General features: G+C 59.5%; 12 protein-coding genes and 1 riboswitch. Of the genes, 6 read left to right on the top strand and 6 right to left on the bottom strand.

Translation table 11 applies throughout. The features are described from left to right. Nucleotides 1–22: 22 nt before the first annotated feature. Nucleotides 23–3733 (bottom strand): methionine synthase, encoded by a 3711-nt coding sequence (gene metH / locus BLU25_RS04055; RefSeq protein ID WP_016781103.1) that lies wholly within the window; start codon nt 3731–3733, stop codon nt 23–25. A 154-nt stretch (nt 3734–3887) separates the two neighbouring features. On the opposite strand from metH, the gene BLU25_RS04050 reads away from it, so the two are divergent. Next, nucleotides 3888–6185, top strand: a complete 2298-nt coding sequence (locus BLU25_RS04050; protein WP_016781102.1) for a fatty acid cis/trans isomerase — start codon at nt 3888–3890, stop codon at nt 6183–6185. 112 nt (nt 6186–6297) lie between these two features. Then, a complete protein-coding gene (gene nfuA / locus BLU25_RS04045; RefSeq protein ID WP_016781101.1) occupies nt 6298–6882 on the top strand; it encodes a Fe-S biogenesis protein NfuA in 585 nt (194 codons plus the stop codon). A 216-nt stretch (nt 6883–7098) separates the two neighbouring features. Here nfuA and cobM read toward each other — a convergent pair whose 3' ends face one another. The 5 genes from cobM to BLU25_RS04020 all read right to left on the bottom strand — a co-directional run bounded on the left by cobM (nt 7099) and on the right by BLU25_RS04020 (nt 10041). Continuing rightward, nucleotides 7099–7845: a precorrin-4 C(11)-methyltransferase gene (cobM, locus tag BLU25_RS04040; RefSeq protein WP_083369531.1), complete on the bottom strand. Its 747-nt coding sequence runs from the start codon at nt 7843–7845 to the stop codon at nt 7099–7101. Nucleotides 7846–7909: 64 nt separating this feature from the next. Continuing rightward, nucleotides 7910–8335: a cobalamin biosynthesis protein gene (locus BLU25_RS04035; RefSeq protein ID WP_016781099.1), complete on the bottom strand. Its 426-nt coding sequence runs from the start codon at nt 8333–8335 to the stop codon at nt 7910–7912. After that, nucleotides 8332–9033 carry a CbtA family protein gene (locus tag BLU25_RS04030; protein ID WP_016781098.1) on the bottom strand — a complete coding sequence of 234 codons (702 nt, stop codon included), beginning with the start codon at nt 9031–9033 and terminating at the stop codon, nt 8332–8334. Before BLU25_RS04030 ends, BLU25_RS04035 begins: the two co-directional genes overlap by 4 nt. Before the next feature lie 11 nt (nt 9034–9044). Then, complete coding sequence (locus BLU25_RS04025; protein WP_081481042.1) at nt 9045–9233, bottom strand: CbtB domain-containing protein; 189 nt, start codon at nt 9231–9233, stop codon at nt 9045–9047. Between the two features lie 96 nt (nt 9234–9329). Continuing rightward, nucleotides 9330–9541, bottom strand: a riboswitch (cobalamin riboswitch). Nucleotides 9542–9675: 134 nt separating this feature from the next. After that, on the bottom strand, nt 9676–10041 hold the full coding sequence (locus BLU25_RS04020) for a response regulator (RefSeq protein ID WP_016781096.1): 366 nt from the start codon (nt 10039–10041) through the stop codon (nt 9676–9678). A gap of 165 nt (nt 10042–10206) precedes the next feature. Between BLU25_RS04020 and BLU25_RS04015 the strand changes: the two genes are divergently transcribed. Genes BLU25_RS04015 through BLU25_RS04000 form a run of 4 tightly spaced genes read left to right on the top strand, consistent with a single transcriptional unit; the run spans nt 10207 to nt 16291 of the window. Further along, nucleotides 10207–13683 carry a response regulator gene (locus BLU25_RS04015; protein ID WP_083369858.1) on the top strand — a complete coding sequence of 1159 codons (3477 nt, stop codon included), beginning with the start codon at nt 10207–10209 and terminating at the stop codon, nt 13681–13683. After that, on the top strand, nt 13684–14499 hold the full coding sequence (locus tag BLU25_RS04010) for a CheR family methyltransferase (RefSeq protein WP_016781095.1): 816 nt from the start codon (nt 13684–13686) through the stop codon (nt 14497–14499). Continuing rightward, entirely contained in the window at nt 14496–15104 is a 609-nt protein-coding gene (locus BLU25_RS04005; protein WP_016781094.1) for a chemotaxis protein CheB, read from the top strand. Before BLU25_RS04010 ends, BLU25_RS04005 begins: the two co-directional genes overlap by 4 nt. After that, nucleotides 15095–16291 (top strand): hybrid sensor histidine kinase/response regulator, encoded by a 1197-nt coding sequence (locus BLU25_RS04000; RefSeq protein WP_016781093.1) that lies wholly within the window; start codon nt 15095–15097, stop codon nt 16289–16291. The genes BLU25_RS04005 and BLU25_RS04000 overlap by 10 nt, the downstream gene beginning before the upstream one ends. Nucleotides 16292–16325 lie beyond the last annotated feature (34 nt).

The following is a 16325-nucleotide window of genomic DNA, read 5'->3' as shown; positions in this document are numbered from 1 at the left end:
GCCCGCTCCCCCTGGGTGTCTATCAGTTGTCGTAGCCCAGGTTTGGTGCCAGCCAGCGTTCGGTCACGCTCAGGTCCTGGCCCTTGCGTGCCGTGTAACTGTCGATCTGGTCCTTGTCGACCTTGCCCACTGCAAAGTACTGCGCTTGCGGGTGGGCAAAGTACCAGCCGCTGACTGCCGCCGCCGGGAACATGGCGTAGTGTTCGGTGAGGAACACGCCGCTTTTGCCTGCGCGCATTTCTTCGGCTTCTGGATCAAGCAGCTTGAACAGCGTGGCCTTCTCGGTGTGATCCGGGCACGCCGGGTAGCCGGGAGCAGGGCGGATGCCGCTGTATTGCTCCTTGATCAGCTCTTCGTTGGCCAGTTGCTCGTCCTTGGCATAGCCCCAGTAGTGGGTCCGCACCTGCTGGTGCAGCCACTCGGCGCAGGCCTCGGCCAGACGGTCGGCCAGGGCCTTGACCATGATCGAGTTGTAGTCGTCACCGGCATCCTGGTAAGCCTTGGCCACTTCTTCGGCACCGATCCCCGCGGTGGTGATAAAACCACCCACATAGTCGGTCACGCCGCTGTCCTTTGGCGCAACGAAGTCAGCCAGGGAGAAGTTCGGCTTGCCGTCGGTCTTGATGATCTGCTGGCGCAGGTGATGCAGCTTGGCCAAAGGTTGGCCGTCGTCGCCATACAGCTCCAGGTCGTCATCGTTGACCTGATTGGCTGGCCAGAAACCAAACACCGCACGGGCGCTGATCAGCTTTTCGTCGATCAGCTTCTTGAGCATTTCCTGGGCATCGGCGTACAGCGCCGTGGCCGCTTCGCCCACCACTTCATCGGTGAGGATGCGCGGGAACTTGCCGGCCAGGTCCCAGGAAATAAAGAACGGTGTCCAGTCGATGTACTCGGCCAGCACCTTGAGGTCGATATTGTCCAGCACCTTGGCGCCGGTAAAGGTCGGCTTGACCGGCTGATAGCTGGCCCAGTCGAACTGCGGTTTCTTGGCGACAGAAGCGGCGTAGCTCAGGCGCTCGGTGCGGGCGCTGCGGTTGGCGGTGCGCTCGCGAACTTCAACATACTCTTCGCGGGTTTTCTCGACGAATGCCGGTTTCAGCTCCTTGGACAGCAGCTGGGTGGCCACGCCCACGGCGCGGGAGGCGTCGGTGACGTAGATCACGGCATCGTTCTGGTACTTGGGTTCGATCTTGACCGCGGTGTGCGCCTTGGAGGTGGTCGCGCCGCCGATCATCAACGGCAGATGGAAGTTCTGACGCTGCATCTCGCGGGCCACATGCACCATTTCATCCAGCGACGGCGTGATCAGGCCGGACAGGCCGATGATGTCGCACTTCTGCTCCCTGGCCACCTGCAGGATTTTCTCCGCAGGCACCATCACCCCCAGGTCAACGATGTCGTAGCCGTTACAGCCCAGCACCACACCGACAATGTTCTTGCCGATGTCATGCACGTCGCCCTTGACCGTAGCCATCAGGATCTTGCCCTTGGCTTCAGGCTTGTCGCCTTTTTCCAGTTCGATAAACGGGATCAGGTGGGCCACGGCCTGTTTCATCACCCGGGCAGATTTGACCACCTGGGGCAGGAACATTTTGCCCGCGCCAAACAGGTCGCCGACGATGTTCATGCCCGACATCAGCGGGCCTTCGATCACTTCGATCGGGCGCTTGAACGACAGGCGCGACTCTTCGGTGTCTTCGACGATATGGGTGGTAATGCCCTTGACCAGTGCATGCTCCAGACGCTTGTTGACGTCCCAGCTGCGCCACTCTTCGGTCTCGGCTTCCTTGACGCTGCCATCGCCCTTGTACTTGTCGGCAATGGCCAGCAGGTTATCGGTGGCATCCGGGGTGCGGTTGAGCACCACGTCTTCCACGGCATCGCGCAGCTCGGCCGGAATCTGGTCGTAGATCTCCAGCTGGCCGGCGTTGACGATACCCATGGTCAGGCCATTGCGGATCGCGTACAGCAAAAACACCGAGTGGATGGCTTCACGCACCGGGTTGTTGCCGCGGAACGAGAACGACACGTTGGACACGCCACCGGACGTCAACGCATAGGGCAGCTCGTCACGGATATAGGCGCAGGCGTTGATAAAGTCCACGGCATAGTTGTTGTGCTCTTCAATGCCGGTGGCCACGGCGAAGATGTTCGGGTCGAAGATGATGTCTTCCGGCGGGAAGCCCACTTCATTGACCAGAATGTCGTAGGAGCGTTTGCAGATTTCCTTTTTGCGCGCTTCGGTGTCGGCCTGGCCGGCTTCGTCGAAGGCCATCACCACCACGGCGGCGCCGTAGCGCTTGCACAGTTTGGCGTGGTGGATGAACTGCTCCACGCCTTCTTTCATGCTGATGGAGTTGACGATGCCCTTGCCCTGGATGCACTTGAGGCCGGCTTCGATCACTTCCCACTTGGAGGAATCGATCATGATCGGGACGCGGCTGATATCCGGCTCGCCGGCGATCAGGTTGAGGAAGGTGACCATCGCCTTCTTCGAATCCAGCATGCCCTCGTCCATGTTGATGTCGATGATCTGTGCACCGGCTTCAACCTGTTGCAGGGCCACTTCCAGGGCTTCGGTGTAGTTGTCTTCGCGGATCAGGCGGGCAAAGCGTGCGGAGCCAGTGATGTTGGTGCGCTCGCCGACGTTGACGAACAACGAGCTGCGATCGATGGTGAACGGTTCCAGCCCGGAGAGGCGGCAGGCTTTTGGAATATCCGGGATCTGGCGTGGCGCATAACCGGCCACGGCATTGGCGATGGCCTGGATATGCCCCGGCGTGGTGCCGCAGCAGCCGCCGACAATGTTGAGGAAACCGCTTTGGGCGAATTCTTCAATGACCTTGGCGGTTTCGGCCGGCAGTTCGTCGTACTCGCCGAATTCGTTGGGCAGGCCGGCGTTGGGGTGCGCCGAAACGTAGGTGCTGGCCTTGTTCGACAGTTCTTCGAGGTACGGGCGCAGTTCGCTGGCGCCCAGGGCGCAGTTCAGGCCCACGGAAATCGGTTTGGCATGGGCCACCGAGTTCCAGAATGCTTCGGTGGTCTGGCCCGACAGGGTACGGCCGGAGGCATCGGTGATGGTGCCGGAAATCATGATCGGCAACTCGACACCCAGCTCTTCGAATACGCCTTGTACGGCGAAGATCGCGGCCTTGGCGTTGAGGGTGTCGAAAATGGTCTCGATCAGGATCAGGTCGGCGCCGCCTTCGATCAGGCCCTTGGTGGCCTCGGTGTAGTTTTCCACCAGCTCATCGAAGGTCACGTTGCGGTAGCCGGGGTTGTTCACGTCCGGGGACAACGAGCAGGTGCGGCTGGTCGGGCCCAGTACACCAGCGACAAAACGCGGTTTGTCCGGGGTTTCCAGAGTCTTGGCGTCGGCAACCTTGCGCGCCAGGCGGGCGCCTTCTACGTTTAGTTCGTAGGCCAGTGCCTGCATGCCGTAGTCGGCCTGGGAAACCTGGGTGGCGTTGAAGGTGTTGGTTTCGAGAATATCGGCACCCGCATCCAGATACGCCTTCTCGATGGAGCCGATCACGTCCGGGCGGGTGAGCACCAGAAGGTCGTTGTTGCCCTTGACGTCGCTCGGCCAGTCGGCGAAGCGTGTGCCACGATAGTCGTGTTCCTCTAGACGGTAGCTTTGGATCATAGTGCCCATGCCGCCATCGAGAATCAGAATGCGCTCTTTGAGGGCTTGCTGAAGTGCTTGGAGACGAGCGCTGCGGTCAGACATAGGACTACCTGTTAGAGCCATGCAAAAGATGCGAAATCATAACAAACCTGCGTGGGATTTGAGCGTCTGCTGATTTGCATGAATTTGATTCATGTTGTGACGTTTGTTCGACGGGTAGAATCGCGACATATTTTTGATATCAGGACACTGGCACATGTTTTTTCGCCTACTCACCAGCGCCGTGACGCTGGTGGTGTGCAGTACAGCGTTGGCACAGGCCCCGTTGGTTAGCCCGGCTATTTCCTACACCAGGGACATACAGCCGATCCTTACCGAAAAATGCGTGGCCTGCCATGCCTGCAACGACGCCGCTTGCCAGTTAAACCTGGGCAGTGCGGAAGGCGCGACCCGGGGTGCCAGCAAGGTGCCGGTGTACAAGGGTGATCGCGTCGATGCCGTGGCCCCCACGCGGATCTTCTACGATGCCAGCGGCCCCACTGAATGGCGCAACAAAGGTTTTTACTCGGTGCTTGACGCCCAGGGCGCGCAGGCGGCCCTGATGGCGCGCATGTTGGAGCTGGGTCACAGCACGCCGCTGACCCCGAATGCCAAATTGCCCGAAGAAATCGTTCTGGGCCTGAACCGCGAGAACGTCTGCCCGGCGCCCGGCGAGTTCAATGCCTATGCCCAGAGCCATCCCAAAGAGGGCATGCCGCTGGCCGTTACCGGCCTGACCGACCAGCAATACAGCACCGTGCAGACCTGGCTGGCCCAGGGCGCGAAAGTTGATCAGAACGCCATCAAGCCCACAGCGGTCGAGGCGGCGCAGATTGCCGAGTGGGAAGAGCTGTTCAACCGCCCGGGTTCCACTGAAGCACTGGTGGCGCGCTGGTTGTACGAGCACCTGTTCCTCGCCCATACCTATTTTGACAACGGTGTGCCGGGGCATTACTTCCAGTGGGTGCGGTCGCGCACGCCCAGCGGGCAACCTGTTGACCTGATTGCCACGCGTCGCCCCAACGACGATCCGGGCACAGCGTTTTACTATCGCTTGCAGCCGGTGCAAGGTGTGATTGTGCATAAAACCCACATCACCTACCCGATGGGCGCGCACAAGCTGGCGCGGGTCAAGCAGCTGTTCTACAGCGGTGACTGGCATGCCACCAAGCTGCCTGGCTATGGGCCACGCGGGCGGGCCAACCCGTTTGAAACCTTTGAAGCCATCCCGGCGGTCGCGCGCTATCAGTTTATGCTCGATAACGCCGAATACTTCGTGCGCACCTTTATCCGCGGTCCGGTGTGCCGTGGGCAGATTGCCACCGATGTAATCCGCGACAATTTCTGGACCGTGTTCCAGGAACCGGCTCGCGACCGTTATGTCACCGATGCGGTGTACCGAGGCCTGGCAACACCCTTGCTGGCCATGCCCGGGCAGATCGACGACGTTGGCAGCGTGATTTCCCTGTGGCACAACTACCGCGACAAGCGCAACGACTATGAAAAGCTGCGGCAAAAAGCCTATGCCGACATGCCGCCGCCGAGCTGGTCGACCCTGTGGGCGGGCAATGACAACGCCTTGCTGACGGTATTCCGCCACTTTGACAGTGCCAGTGTCAGCAAGGGCCTGATCGGCGAGATCCCGCAGACCATGTGGCTGTTCGACTACCCGTTGCTGGAACGGACCTACTACCAGTTGGCAGTCAATTTCGACGTCTTCGGCAATGTCTCGCACCAGGCTCAGACACGTCTGTACTTCGACTTGATTCGTAACGGTGCCGAGGTCAACTTCCTGCGCCTGATGCCCGCCGATTCCCGCGCATCGATCCTCAGCGACTGGTATCAGAACAGCGGCAAGCTGAAGATGTGGATGGACTACCAGAAAATCGACACTGACACCCCGACCGGCATGAAGCTCGACCCGGCCGACCCCAAGCGTGACTTCGCCCTCAAGCTGATTGAGCGCACCGGCACCCTCAATGCAAGGCCCGATCCGATCAACCGCTGCAATGGTGCCTACTGCTCACGGCCCAATATCCCACAGGAGTTCAGGTACGCCGAGCAATCCCTGAGCCGCTTGACCTCGCGCCCGGCAGCGGGGCTGGCGGTGATCAACCAGTTGCCTGAAGCCACCATGCTGCGTATCGAAGGTGCAGACGGCAAGCGCGAGATGTACAGCATGTTGCGCAATCGCGCGCACACCAACGTGGCCTTTATGCTGGGTGAGGAATACCGCCTGGAGCCGGGGCTGGACACCCTGACCATCTACCCGGGCGTGCTGAGCAGCTACCCCAACTTTATGTTCAATATCCCGGCAGGCCAGGTCGAAGCCTTTGTCGAGGCGATGGAGCAATGCAAGGATCAGGCAACGTTCGACACCATCGTCGAGCGGTGGGGCATTCGCCGCAGCCACCCGCAGTTTTGGCAGTACTTCCATGATATAGGCCAGTACATCAATGAAACCGACCCGGTGGAAGCAGGCGTACTGGACATGAACCGTTACGAAAACCTGTAAAGGGACGGTTGAAATTGAACGAATGGGACGCAGCTTTCCTGACAAAAACACTAGGACTTTGTCAGGCGCGCCGATTGGCGTAAACTGCGTCCCATGTCTGCGAGGAGATTCCATGAGCGCCATAACGATTACCGACGCTGCCCACGATTACCTGGCTGATCTGCTGTCCAAGCAGAACACCCCGGGTATCGGTATCCGCGTTTTTATCACCCAACCCGGTACTCAGTACGCTGAAACCTGCATTGCTTACTGCAAGCCGGCTGAAGTCAAACCTGAAGACACCGCCATTGGCCTGAAAAGCTTCACGGCCTGGATCGATTCGTTCAGCGAACCGTTCCTGGACGATGCTGTGGTGGACTACGCCACCGATCGCATGGGTGGCCAGTTGACCATCAAGGCGCCCAACGCCAAAGTGCCGATGGTCAATGCCGACAGCCCGATCAACGAGCGCATCAACTACTACCTGCAAACCGAGATCAACCCCGGTTTGGCCAGCCACGGTGGTCAGGTGAGCCTGATCGAAGTGGTTGAAGACGGTATTGCGGTGCTCAAGTTCGGCGGCGGTTGCCAGGGCTGCGGCCAGGCAGACGTGACCCTGCGTGAAGGTATCGAGCGCACCTTGCTTGAGCGTGTGCCGGAGCTCAAAGGCGTACGTGATGTGACAGACCACTCGCAGAAAGAAAACGCCTACTACTAAAAAGGCGTTCGCTGCGAAGCTGAAGAAAAACGGTGCCCCGTGAGCACCGTTTTTTTATGCCTGCGCGACGGCTCAACCCTTGTGGGAGAACGCTTGATTGTGGGAGCGGGCTCGCCCGCGATGGAATCGCTGCGGTTTACCTGACAGACCGCAGCGCCTGGATCGCGAGCAAGCCCGCTCCCACAGCAAGCCAGTTCCTGCAAGGGGAAGTGTCGTTTATGGCCGGTACAAATGCGCATGTCCCGCGCGGTACAACGACGAATCGGCAAAGCTGTCACTGGCCAGCACCCGGCCCACCAGAATCAGCGCCGTGCGCCTGAAACCCTTGGCCTGGACCTTGGTCACGATGTCTGCCAGCGTGCCCTGTACCCAGTCCTGATCCGGCCAGCTGGCCCGATGGATCACCGCAATCGGGCAATCGCTGCCGTAATGGGGGGTCAGTTCGGCGACGATATTTTCCAGGTTCTTGACCCCCAGGTGAATTGCCATCGTCGCCTTGTGCTGCGCCAGGCTGGCCAGTTCCTCGCCTGCAGGCATCACGGTTTTTTCCGCATAGCGGGTCAGAATGACGGTTTGCGAAATATCCGGCAGGGTCAGCTCAGCCCCCAGAATCGCCGCGCAGGCCGCGGTGGCCGTGACCCCGGGGATGATTTCAAAGGCAATGCCCAGCTCCCGCAGGCAGCGGATCTGTTCGCCAATCGCGCCGTACAGGCTCGGGTCGCCGGAATGCACGCGAGCCACATCCTGGCCCCTGGCGTTGGCGGCCTTGATCAAGTCGATGATTTGCTCGAGGTGCAGCTCGGCGCTGTTGATCACCTGTTCGGCCTGATGGCCTTGCAGCACCGCTTCGGGCACCAGGGAGCCTGCGTAAATGATCAGCGGGCAACTGCGAATCAGGCGCTGGCCCTTGACGGTAATCAGCTCTGGATCGCCGGGGCCGGCGCCGATGAAATAGACGGTCATGGCAGTCTCTTGAAAGGGTCGAGGTAGAGCTGTTCTTGAACAACGCTCATAGTGAGGCGGGGGATTATCGCGGGTTTTGCCGGGCGCAGGCCAATGCAAAGGTTGCTTCGGCCGTATGTTGGCGTGTGACCAGCAGGCTGGCAGGTGTGCCGGCGAGTTGTTCGGCCAGCGCCAGGGCAGCACTTTCGGCAATGCCAAAACAGCCGGTTTGCTCGTAGGCAATAGCTGAATGATGGCTCAGTTGCGGAGCATACCGATCCAGCTGTGCCGCGCTGAACACCTCAAGCTCTAGTCCCAGTTGCGCTGCCAGTTGCACCAGCCCCGGTTCGTCACGCTTGAGATCAATACTGGCGAGGGCCTGCACCCCATCCAGTGTGAGCCCGGCCCGGGCCAGTGATTGTTCGATCAGCGCCCGCAGCGCTTGCGCGCTGCACCCCCGGCGGCAGCCCAGGCCAATCACCAGGATTGGCGCTGTGCGAGTTGCCGTCATGCCGAGTACTGGCCTTCAGCTTTGCGGCGGAACAACCAGGCGCTGATTACGCCCAGGGCCAGCCAGAAGGCCAGGTTGGTCAGTTGCGCGGCAATTTTGAACTGCGACTCCAGTGCCTCCGGTGCCAGGCTGGAATGCACCAGTGGCTGCGGTGCGCCAAAGATATGCGGCACTACCAGAATCGCTACACCCAGTACCTTGAGTGCCCAATGCTTGCCAAACACCAGCAAGGCAATGCCTACGGCCGTCGAAGCGGCAGTGCTGACCCACCAGAGCTGGCGTTGCAGCAGATCTGCCGCGGCGGTGCCCGGCAGTTCTGGCGGCAAGCCCATCGTCGGTGCCAGGCAAAACACGGCGTAGCCAGCCAGGCCCCAGAGCAGGCCCTGGGACGTGCGGGTAGGGGCGCGCAGGGTGTACAGGCCTGCCAGCATCAGGGCAAAGCCCACCGCCACCACCAGATTGCCACCGGTGGTGGACAGTACGCGCTGCCAGCCGTCTTCCGGCTCCCAGGCTTCGGCATCGTGCTCATGGGCAGGCATGGCCATGTCGGCATGCTCATGCACTTCACTGGCGGCAGGTTTTTCGTAGGTTTCGGCCTGCAAAATCAGCGGGGCGACCCACAGGCTTTGCAGCAGGGTCAGCAGCAGGGCAGCCAGCAGGCCGGTAAAGCCTGCGGTTTGAGCGATACGCTTGATCATGGCAGGCAGTCTCAATGGCACGGGAAGGCGGAGCTGTGACGGGTGTCATGAGCTGCGTTGTGAACGGCATCGATATGGGAGAAACCGGCGAAGTAGACGAGGAACGCGCCCAGTACGGCAGCGCCGACAGCAGCGACGATGCGTTGGCTCTGGGTGGTGCTGGTAGCGGCGGAATGGGTACGGCTGGTGCTGACGGACATGGCGCTTGCCTCGGGTCGGACGACGGGCAGCAAAGCGCAAGAAAACCCCGCGAACGAAGCCCGCAGGGTTTAACAGCGCCCGCCCACCGCGGGTTTGTTATTCGAAATAATCAGGCCGGTCTCCGGGCTTGCGAGGGGCTCGTGGGTTGAGCCTGCAAACATCTCCTTCCCATGCCTTCGGCACAGTGGACGTGATGTTTCTCTCGCTTACCGTTGCGGGGGCAGCGCCGGGCTTGTCAGGGCATAACGCCTGACGCACCGGTTTCCCGTTTCACCCTGTGAAGGGCACCTGATACAAGATGTGTAGGAAACCACAGCCCGTGAGAGCCGTCAATTCAAGGGGCCGTTGTAGCCGCTGTCGCAGGCTGCGAAAAGGGCCGCATTACCTTCAAAAAGCAGGGCCGCTGCGCAGCCCATCGCCGCCTGCGGCAGCGGCTACAGGTCAGACGTTCACCAACATGCTTTTGACTTTGGCACGCAGTTGGTCAATGGAGAAGGGTTTGCCGATCACCGCCATGCCTTCTGCAACCTCAAGGGTCTCGGCGTAGCCGCTGGCAAACAGCACAGGCAATGTCTGGCGTAGTTCCCGGGCCCTGGTCGCCAGGGTGCGGCCGTCCATGCCCGGCAGGCCAACGTCGGTCATCAGCAGGTCAATGTTACGGGCTGTGTCCTCAAGCAGTTCCAGGGCGCGCTCGCTGCCGTCGGCTTCAAGCACGCTGAACTCCAGTTCTTGCAGGACGTCAACGATCAGCATGCGAACAATGGCGTCGTCTTCGACCACAAGGATGGTGGAGGGTGTTGCGGACATAATCATGATCTCGATAAAAAATTAAACGCGGTTCTCACAGGCAGCAAGGATAGCCGTCACCTGCATCTGTATGTGTGTAAAAACGTATATAAAGGTAAGAAAATAGAACTATTGCTCGATAATCCGGCAAACTCCAGTTTTTTTATGACTTTCACGGGCCTGAAAATGAACTCACCTGCATCAATCGACGAGCGAAGCTTTCGCAAGCTCCTGAGTCGCAACGTCGGTTTGCCGCTGGCCGTCGGCGCGCTCAGTGCCGCCCTGTTTGTGGTTATGGTCAGCTATTCGCTGTCGGTAAGCCGCTGGGTTGAGCACAGTGATCGGGTCATCAGCAATGCCAACGAAGCGGTGCGGTTGACGGTGGACCTGGAAACCGGCATGCGCGGCTTTCTGATCACCGGAGATGAGCATTTCCTCGACCCTTATGCGGTCGCCAAGCCGCAAATCAATGTGCAATTGAAAGGCTTGCAGGAACTGGTCAGCGATAACCCGCAGCAGATTGACCGCCTCAAGCGGCTTGAGGCACTGCAGGATGAGTGGAACACCTACGCACAGTCGATGGTCGAGCTGCGCCGTCAGGACGGCGATTACCGCTCGGCCGTGCAAGCCGGCCGTGGCAAACGCCTGAGTGATGAAATTCGTAAGGAATATGACGACTTCATTCAAATGGAGCAGCAACTGCGCGTAGCGCGCAGCGAAGATGTGAGCCGTACCACGATTATCAGTATTGCCCTGTACTTGTGTTTTGTATTGGGACTGGGCGGCTTTTTGGCTTATATCGGTCGCCGTGATTTGCTCAGTCTTTCAGAGAGTTACAACAATGCTTTCGAGTCGCAGATCAAGACTGCGCAGCGCCTTGAACAGCAGGCCTGGTTGCGTAACGGCCAGACTGAACTGGCCGAACAGGTGCTGGGCCGTCTGACCCTGAACATGTTGGGGCGCAATATCCTGCAGTTCTGCGCCCAGTATCTGGGGTCGGTGGTGGCGGCAGTTTACGTGCGTGAAGACCACGGTGGCCTCAAGCGTGTCGCCAGCTATGGTTTCTCCCGTGAGCAAGAAGCGCAAGACCAGCTGATTCACAACGATGAAGGCATTGTCGGGCAAGCCGCACAGCAAGATCAGCTGATTCGTCTGGATAACGTGCCTGCAGACTACAGCCTCAAGGTAACCTCCGGGTTGGGTCAGGGCAGCCCGCACAGTGTGCTGGTGATCCCGACCAGTGATGATGATCGGGTTAACGGCGTGATCGAGTTGGGCTTCCTGCGTCCGCTGAACGAGCGTGATATCGAGCTGTTTGAACTGATTGCCGACAATATTGGCACTTCGATCGAAGCCGCCCGTTATCGTCAGCGCCTGCAAGAGGTGCTGGCCGAAACACAGCAGCTCAACGAGGAACTGCAAGTCCAGCAGGAAGAGCTGAAAACTGCCAACGAAGAACTCGAAGAGCAGTCGCGTATTCTCAAAGAGTCGCAAACCAGCCTCGAAACCCAGCAGGCCGAACTTGAGCAGACCAACGAAGAATTGGCTGGCCAGCGCGATGCGATGGACCGCAAGAACACCGAGCTTAACCGGGTGCAAATCCAGCTCGAGGAACGCGCCGATGAGTTGCAGCGCTCCAGCAAGTACAAGTCCGAATTCCTCGCCAATATGTCCCACGAACTGCGCACGCCGCTGAACAGCTCGTTGATTCTGGCCAAGCTGCTGTCGGAAAACCCGCAGCAGAATCTCAGTGCAGAGCAGGTCAAGTTTGCCGAGTCGATCTATTCGGCGGGCAATGACCTGCTCAACCTGATCAACGACATCCTGGATATCTCCAAGGTCGAAGCCGGCAAGCTCGAAGTGCGCCCCGAGAACACCAGTGTGGCGCGGGTGGTAGAAGGTCTGCGCGGCATGTTCCAGCCGCTGGCCGGGGAAAAATCCCTGAGCTTTGATGTGCAATTGCAGCCCGGCACGCCGCCGATGATCTACACCGACAGTCAGCGCCTGGAGCAGATCCTGAAAAACCTGCTGTCCAATGCGGTCAAGTTCACCGAAAAAGGCCAGGTCAGCCTGGTCGTGTCCCGCGAGCCGGGGGAAGGCGTTGCCTTTGCCGTGACCGATTCCGGCATAGGTATCGCCCCGGATCAGCAGGAAAGCATTTTCGAAGCCTTCCGCCAGGCAGATGGCACCAGTAACCGTCGTTATGGTGGCACGGGCCTGGGTCTGTCGATCTCCCGCGACCTGGCGACCCTGCTCGGTGGCTCGATCACGGTCAGTAGCGAGCCGGGGCAGGGCAGTACCTTTACCCTGGTGTTGCCGGAGCAGTATGTGGAGTCGGCCCAGGAGCTGGCGCAACTGTCCGCTGCTCCTGCGCCACGGCCGGCGGCAGTGGCCCACAGGCCCCAGCCGCTGCCGGCCGTTGTGCCGCCGGTAGACATTGCACGCTTTATGGATGACCGTGAGCAGGCACCGTTCACCACGCGCTGCATCCTGGTGATTGAAGATGAGCCCAACTTTGCAAACATCCTCTTCGATCTTGCGCATGAGCTGGGTTATCGCTGCCTGGTGGCCCACGGTGCGGACGAAGGCTTCAGCCTGGCCGCGCAGTTTATTCCCGACGCGATCCTGCTCGATATGCGCCTGCCCGATCACTCGGGGTTGACCGTGCTGCAGCGCCTCAAGGCGCTGGCGCCGACCCGGCATATCCCGGTGCATGTGATTTCCGTCGAGGATCGGGTCGAAGCTGCGATGCATATGGGCGCGGTGGGCTATGCGGTCAAGCCGACCACCCGTGAAGAACTGAAAAACGTCTTCGCCCGCCTGGAGGCCAAGCTGACGCAGAAGGTCAAACGCGTGCTGCTGGTGGAGGACGACGACCTGCAGCGCGACAGCATTGCCCGCCTGATCGGCGACGATGACATTGAAATCACCGCCGTTGGCTACGCCCAGGAAGCGCTGGACCTGCTGCGCAGCAATATCTACGACTGCATGATCATCGACCTCAAGCTGCCGGACATGCTCGGCAACGACTTGCTCAAGCGCATGTCCACCGAGGATATCTGCTCGTTCCCTCCGGTTATCGTCTATACCGGGCGCAACCTGACCCGTGATGAAGAGGCCGAACTGCGCAAGTATTCGCGCTCGATCATCATCAAGGGCGCCCGTTCGCCGGAGCGTTTGCTCGATGAAGTGACATTATTTCTGCACAAAGTTGAATCTCAGTTGTCCCATGAGCGGCAAACGATGCTCAAGACCGCCCGCAGCCGCGACAAGGTCTTCGAGGGGCGCAAGATTCTGCTTGTGGATGACGATGTACGTAACATCTTTGCCCTGACCAGCGCTCTGGAGCAAAAGGGCGCCATCGTAGTGATCGGGCGTAATGGCCGCGAAGCCATCGAGCGCCTCGATGAAGTCGAAGACATCGACCTGGTGCTGATGGACGTGATGATGCCGGAAATGGATGGCTACGAGGCCACCGTCGAAATTCGCAAGAACCCGCGCTGGCGCAAGCTGCCGATCATTGCGGTCACGGCCAAGGCAATGAAGGACGATCAGGAGCGTTGCCTGCAGGCAGGCTCCAATGATTACCTGGCCAAACCTATCGATCTGGACCGACTGTTTTCGTTGATCCGGGTCTGGCTACCGAAAATGGAACGACTCTAAGTGCAACGGAACACCGATATCGAGTTACGGCTGCTGATTGAAGCGATCTATCTCAAATACAGTTATGACTTTCGCGATTACTCCGGTGCGTCGATCAAGCGCCGGGTCAATCATGCGCTGCGTCAGTTCGACTGCAACACCATCTCGGCCCTGCAGGAACGCATCCTGCACGATCCCACGGCCTTTATGCAGTTGCTGCAGTTCCTGACCATCCCGGTGAGCGAGATGTTTCGCGACCCGGAGCACTTCCTGGCCATTCGCCAGGAGGTGGTGCCGATCCTCAAGACCTACCCGTCGCTGAAAATCTGGATTGCCGGCTGCAGCACCGGCGAGGAGGTCTATTCAATGGCCATCCTGCTGCGCGAGGAAGGTTTGCTCGATCGCACCATCATCTACGCCACCGATATCAACCCGCGGTCCCTGGAAAAAGCCAAGCAGGGGATTTTTTCCCTGGAGAATATCCGCGCCTATACCCACAACTATCAAAAGGCCGGTGGTCAGCGCTCGTTTGCCGATTACTACACCGCCGCCTACGACTACGCGATTTTCGACAAGAGCCTGCGTGAGAACGTGACCTTCGCCGATCACAGCCTGGCGACCGATAGCGTGTTCTCGGAAACGAATTTAATTTCGTGTCGTAACGTATTGATTTATTTCAATAAAGATTTGCAAAACAGAGCCTTTGGTCTGTTTCACGAGTCGCTGTGCCACCGCGGGTTCCTGATGCTGGGCAGTAAGGAAACCCTGGATTTTTCGGATTACAGCAAGCAATTCACCCCCGTGCTCAAACACGAACGGATCTACCGCAAGCTATGACAGCCCGGCACAGCCCTGTGGCTGACAACAGACAGGTAGCGGCAGTGGTGATCGGCGCGTCGGCGGGTGGGGTCGAAGCGTTGTTGACGATTTTTGCCGAACTCACGGCTGATTTTTCCCTGCCGATCATCGTGGTGCTGCACTTGCCCGACGAGCGACGCAGCCAGCTCGCCGAAGTGTTTGCCCAGCGCGTGGCCCTGCCGGTCAGGGAGGTGCAGGACAAACAGCCGATTGTGCCGGGCACCTTGTACTTTGCCGCGCCCGGCTACCATGTCTCGGTGGAGCAGGATCAAAGTTTTTCCCTGAGTCAGGAGGAACCGGTGCATTACTCGCGGCCTGCAATCGATTACCTTTTTGAGTCCGCGGCCGATGTGTATCAACAGCGCCTGGCCGCGATATTGTTGACAGGTGCCAATCGCGATGGTGCGCGAGGGATGAGCCAGGTCAATCAGGCGGGCGGCCTGACCATTATCCAGGACCCGGACGAAGCCCAGGTGGCGACCATGCCCCGCGCAGCCCTGGAGCTTTTTCAACCGGACTGCATCCTTCCCTTGCGCGGCATTGGCCGTCTGCTTGTCGAGCTGGAACATAGCCAATGCTACTGAATGAAATCAAAGCCAAGCTGCTGATCGTCGATGATCTGCCGGAAAACCTGCTGGCCCTCGAAGCGCTGATCAAGCGCGAGGACCGCATCGTGTATAAGGCCCTGTCGGCTGACGAAGCGCTGTCGCTGCTGCTGCAGCACGAGTTCGCGATGGCCATTCTGGATGTGCAGATGCCCGGCATGAACGGTTTTGAGCTGGCCGAGCTGATGCGGGGTACGGCCAAGACCAAAAACATCCCCATCGTGTTTGTCAGTGCCGCCGGGCGCGAGATGAACTATGCCTTCAAGGGCTATGAAAGCGGCGCGGTGGACTTTCTGCACAAGCCGCTGGATATCCATGCGGTCAAGAGCAAGGTCAATGTGTTCGTTGAGTTGTATCGCCAGAGCAAGGCCATGAAGCAGCAGGTCGAAGCCCTGGAGCAGAGTCGCCGTGAGCAGGAAACCCTGCTGGCGCAGTTGCAGCTGACCCAGGTGGAACTGGAGCATGCAGTGCGCATGCGCGACGACTTTATGTCGATCGTCTCCCATGAGGTGCGAACGCCGCTCAACGGGCTGATTCTGGAAACCCAACTGCGCAAGATGCACCTGGCCCGGGACAATGCCGCGGCATTCACCCTGGACAAGATGCAGGCGATGGTCGAGCGCGACGAGCGCCAGATCCAGAGCCTGATCCGCCTGATCGAAGACATGCTCGACGTGTCGCGCATCCGCACCGGCAAGCTGTCCATTCGCCCTGCGCCAGTTGACTTGACCCAGGTCGTGGCCCGGTTGCTGGAAAACTTTGCCGCGCAGATCAGCGCGGCGCAATCGAGCGTCAACTTCACGGCCGGGCAACCGGTGGTGGGGCAGTGGGATGAATTCAGGATCGAGCAGGTCATCAGTAACCTGCTGACCAATGCCTTGCGCTATGGCGCGAAAAAGCCCATTGATGTAGCGGTTTATATCGAAAATGACCAGGCCGTGGTGGATGTACGCGACCAGGGCATTGGCATCAGCGCAGAAAACCAGCAGCGGGTTTTCCAGCAATTTGAGCGGGTATCGGCCAGCCATGTGACCGCAGGGCTTGGCCTGGGGCTGTTTATTTCGGAGCAGATTGTGACTGCGCACAGCGGCACCATCAGCGTGCAGAGCACGCTGGGTGAGGGGGCCTTGTTCAGGGTTTGCCTGCCGTTGGTACAAAAGGCATAAACTGGGCGCAACCTATGACCGCGCCCGGGGTCAT

The sequence above is a fragment of the Pseudomonas fragi genome, from assembly GCF_900105835.1.
Taxonomy (GTDB): Bacteria; Pseudomonadota; Gammaproteobacteria; order Pseudomonadales; family Pseudomonadaceae; genus Aquipseudomonas; species Aquipseudomonas fragi.
The sequence above is the reverse complement of the archived record's forward strand: the minus strand, read 5'-3'. Positions and strand labels throughout refer to the sequence as shown.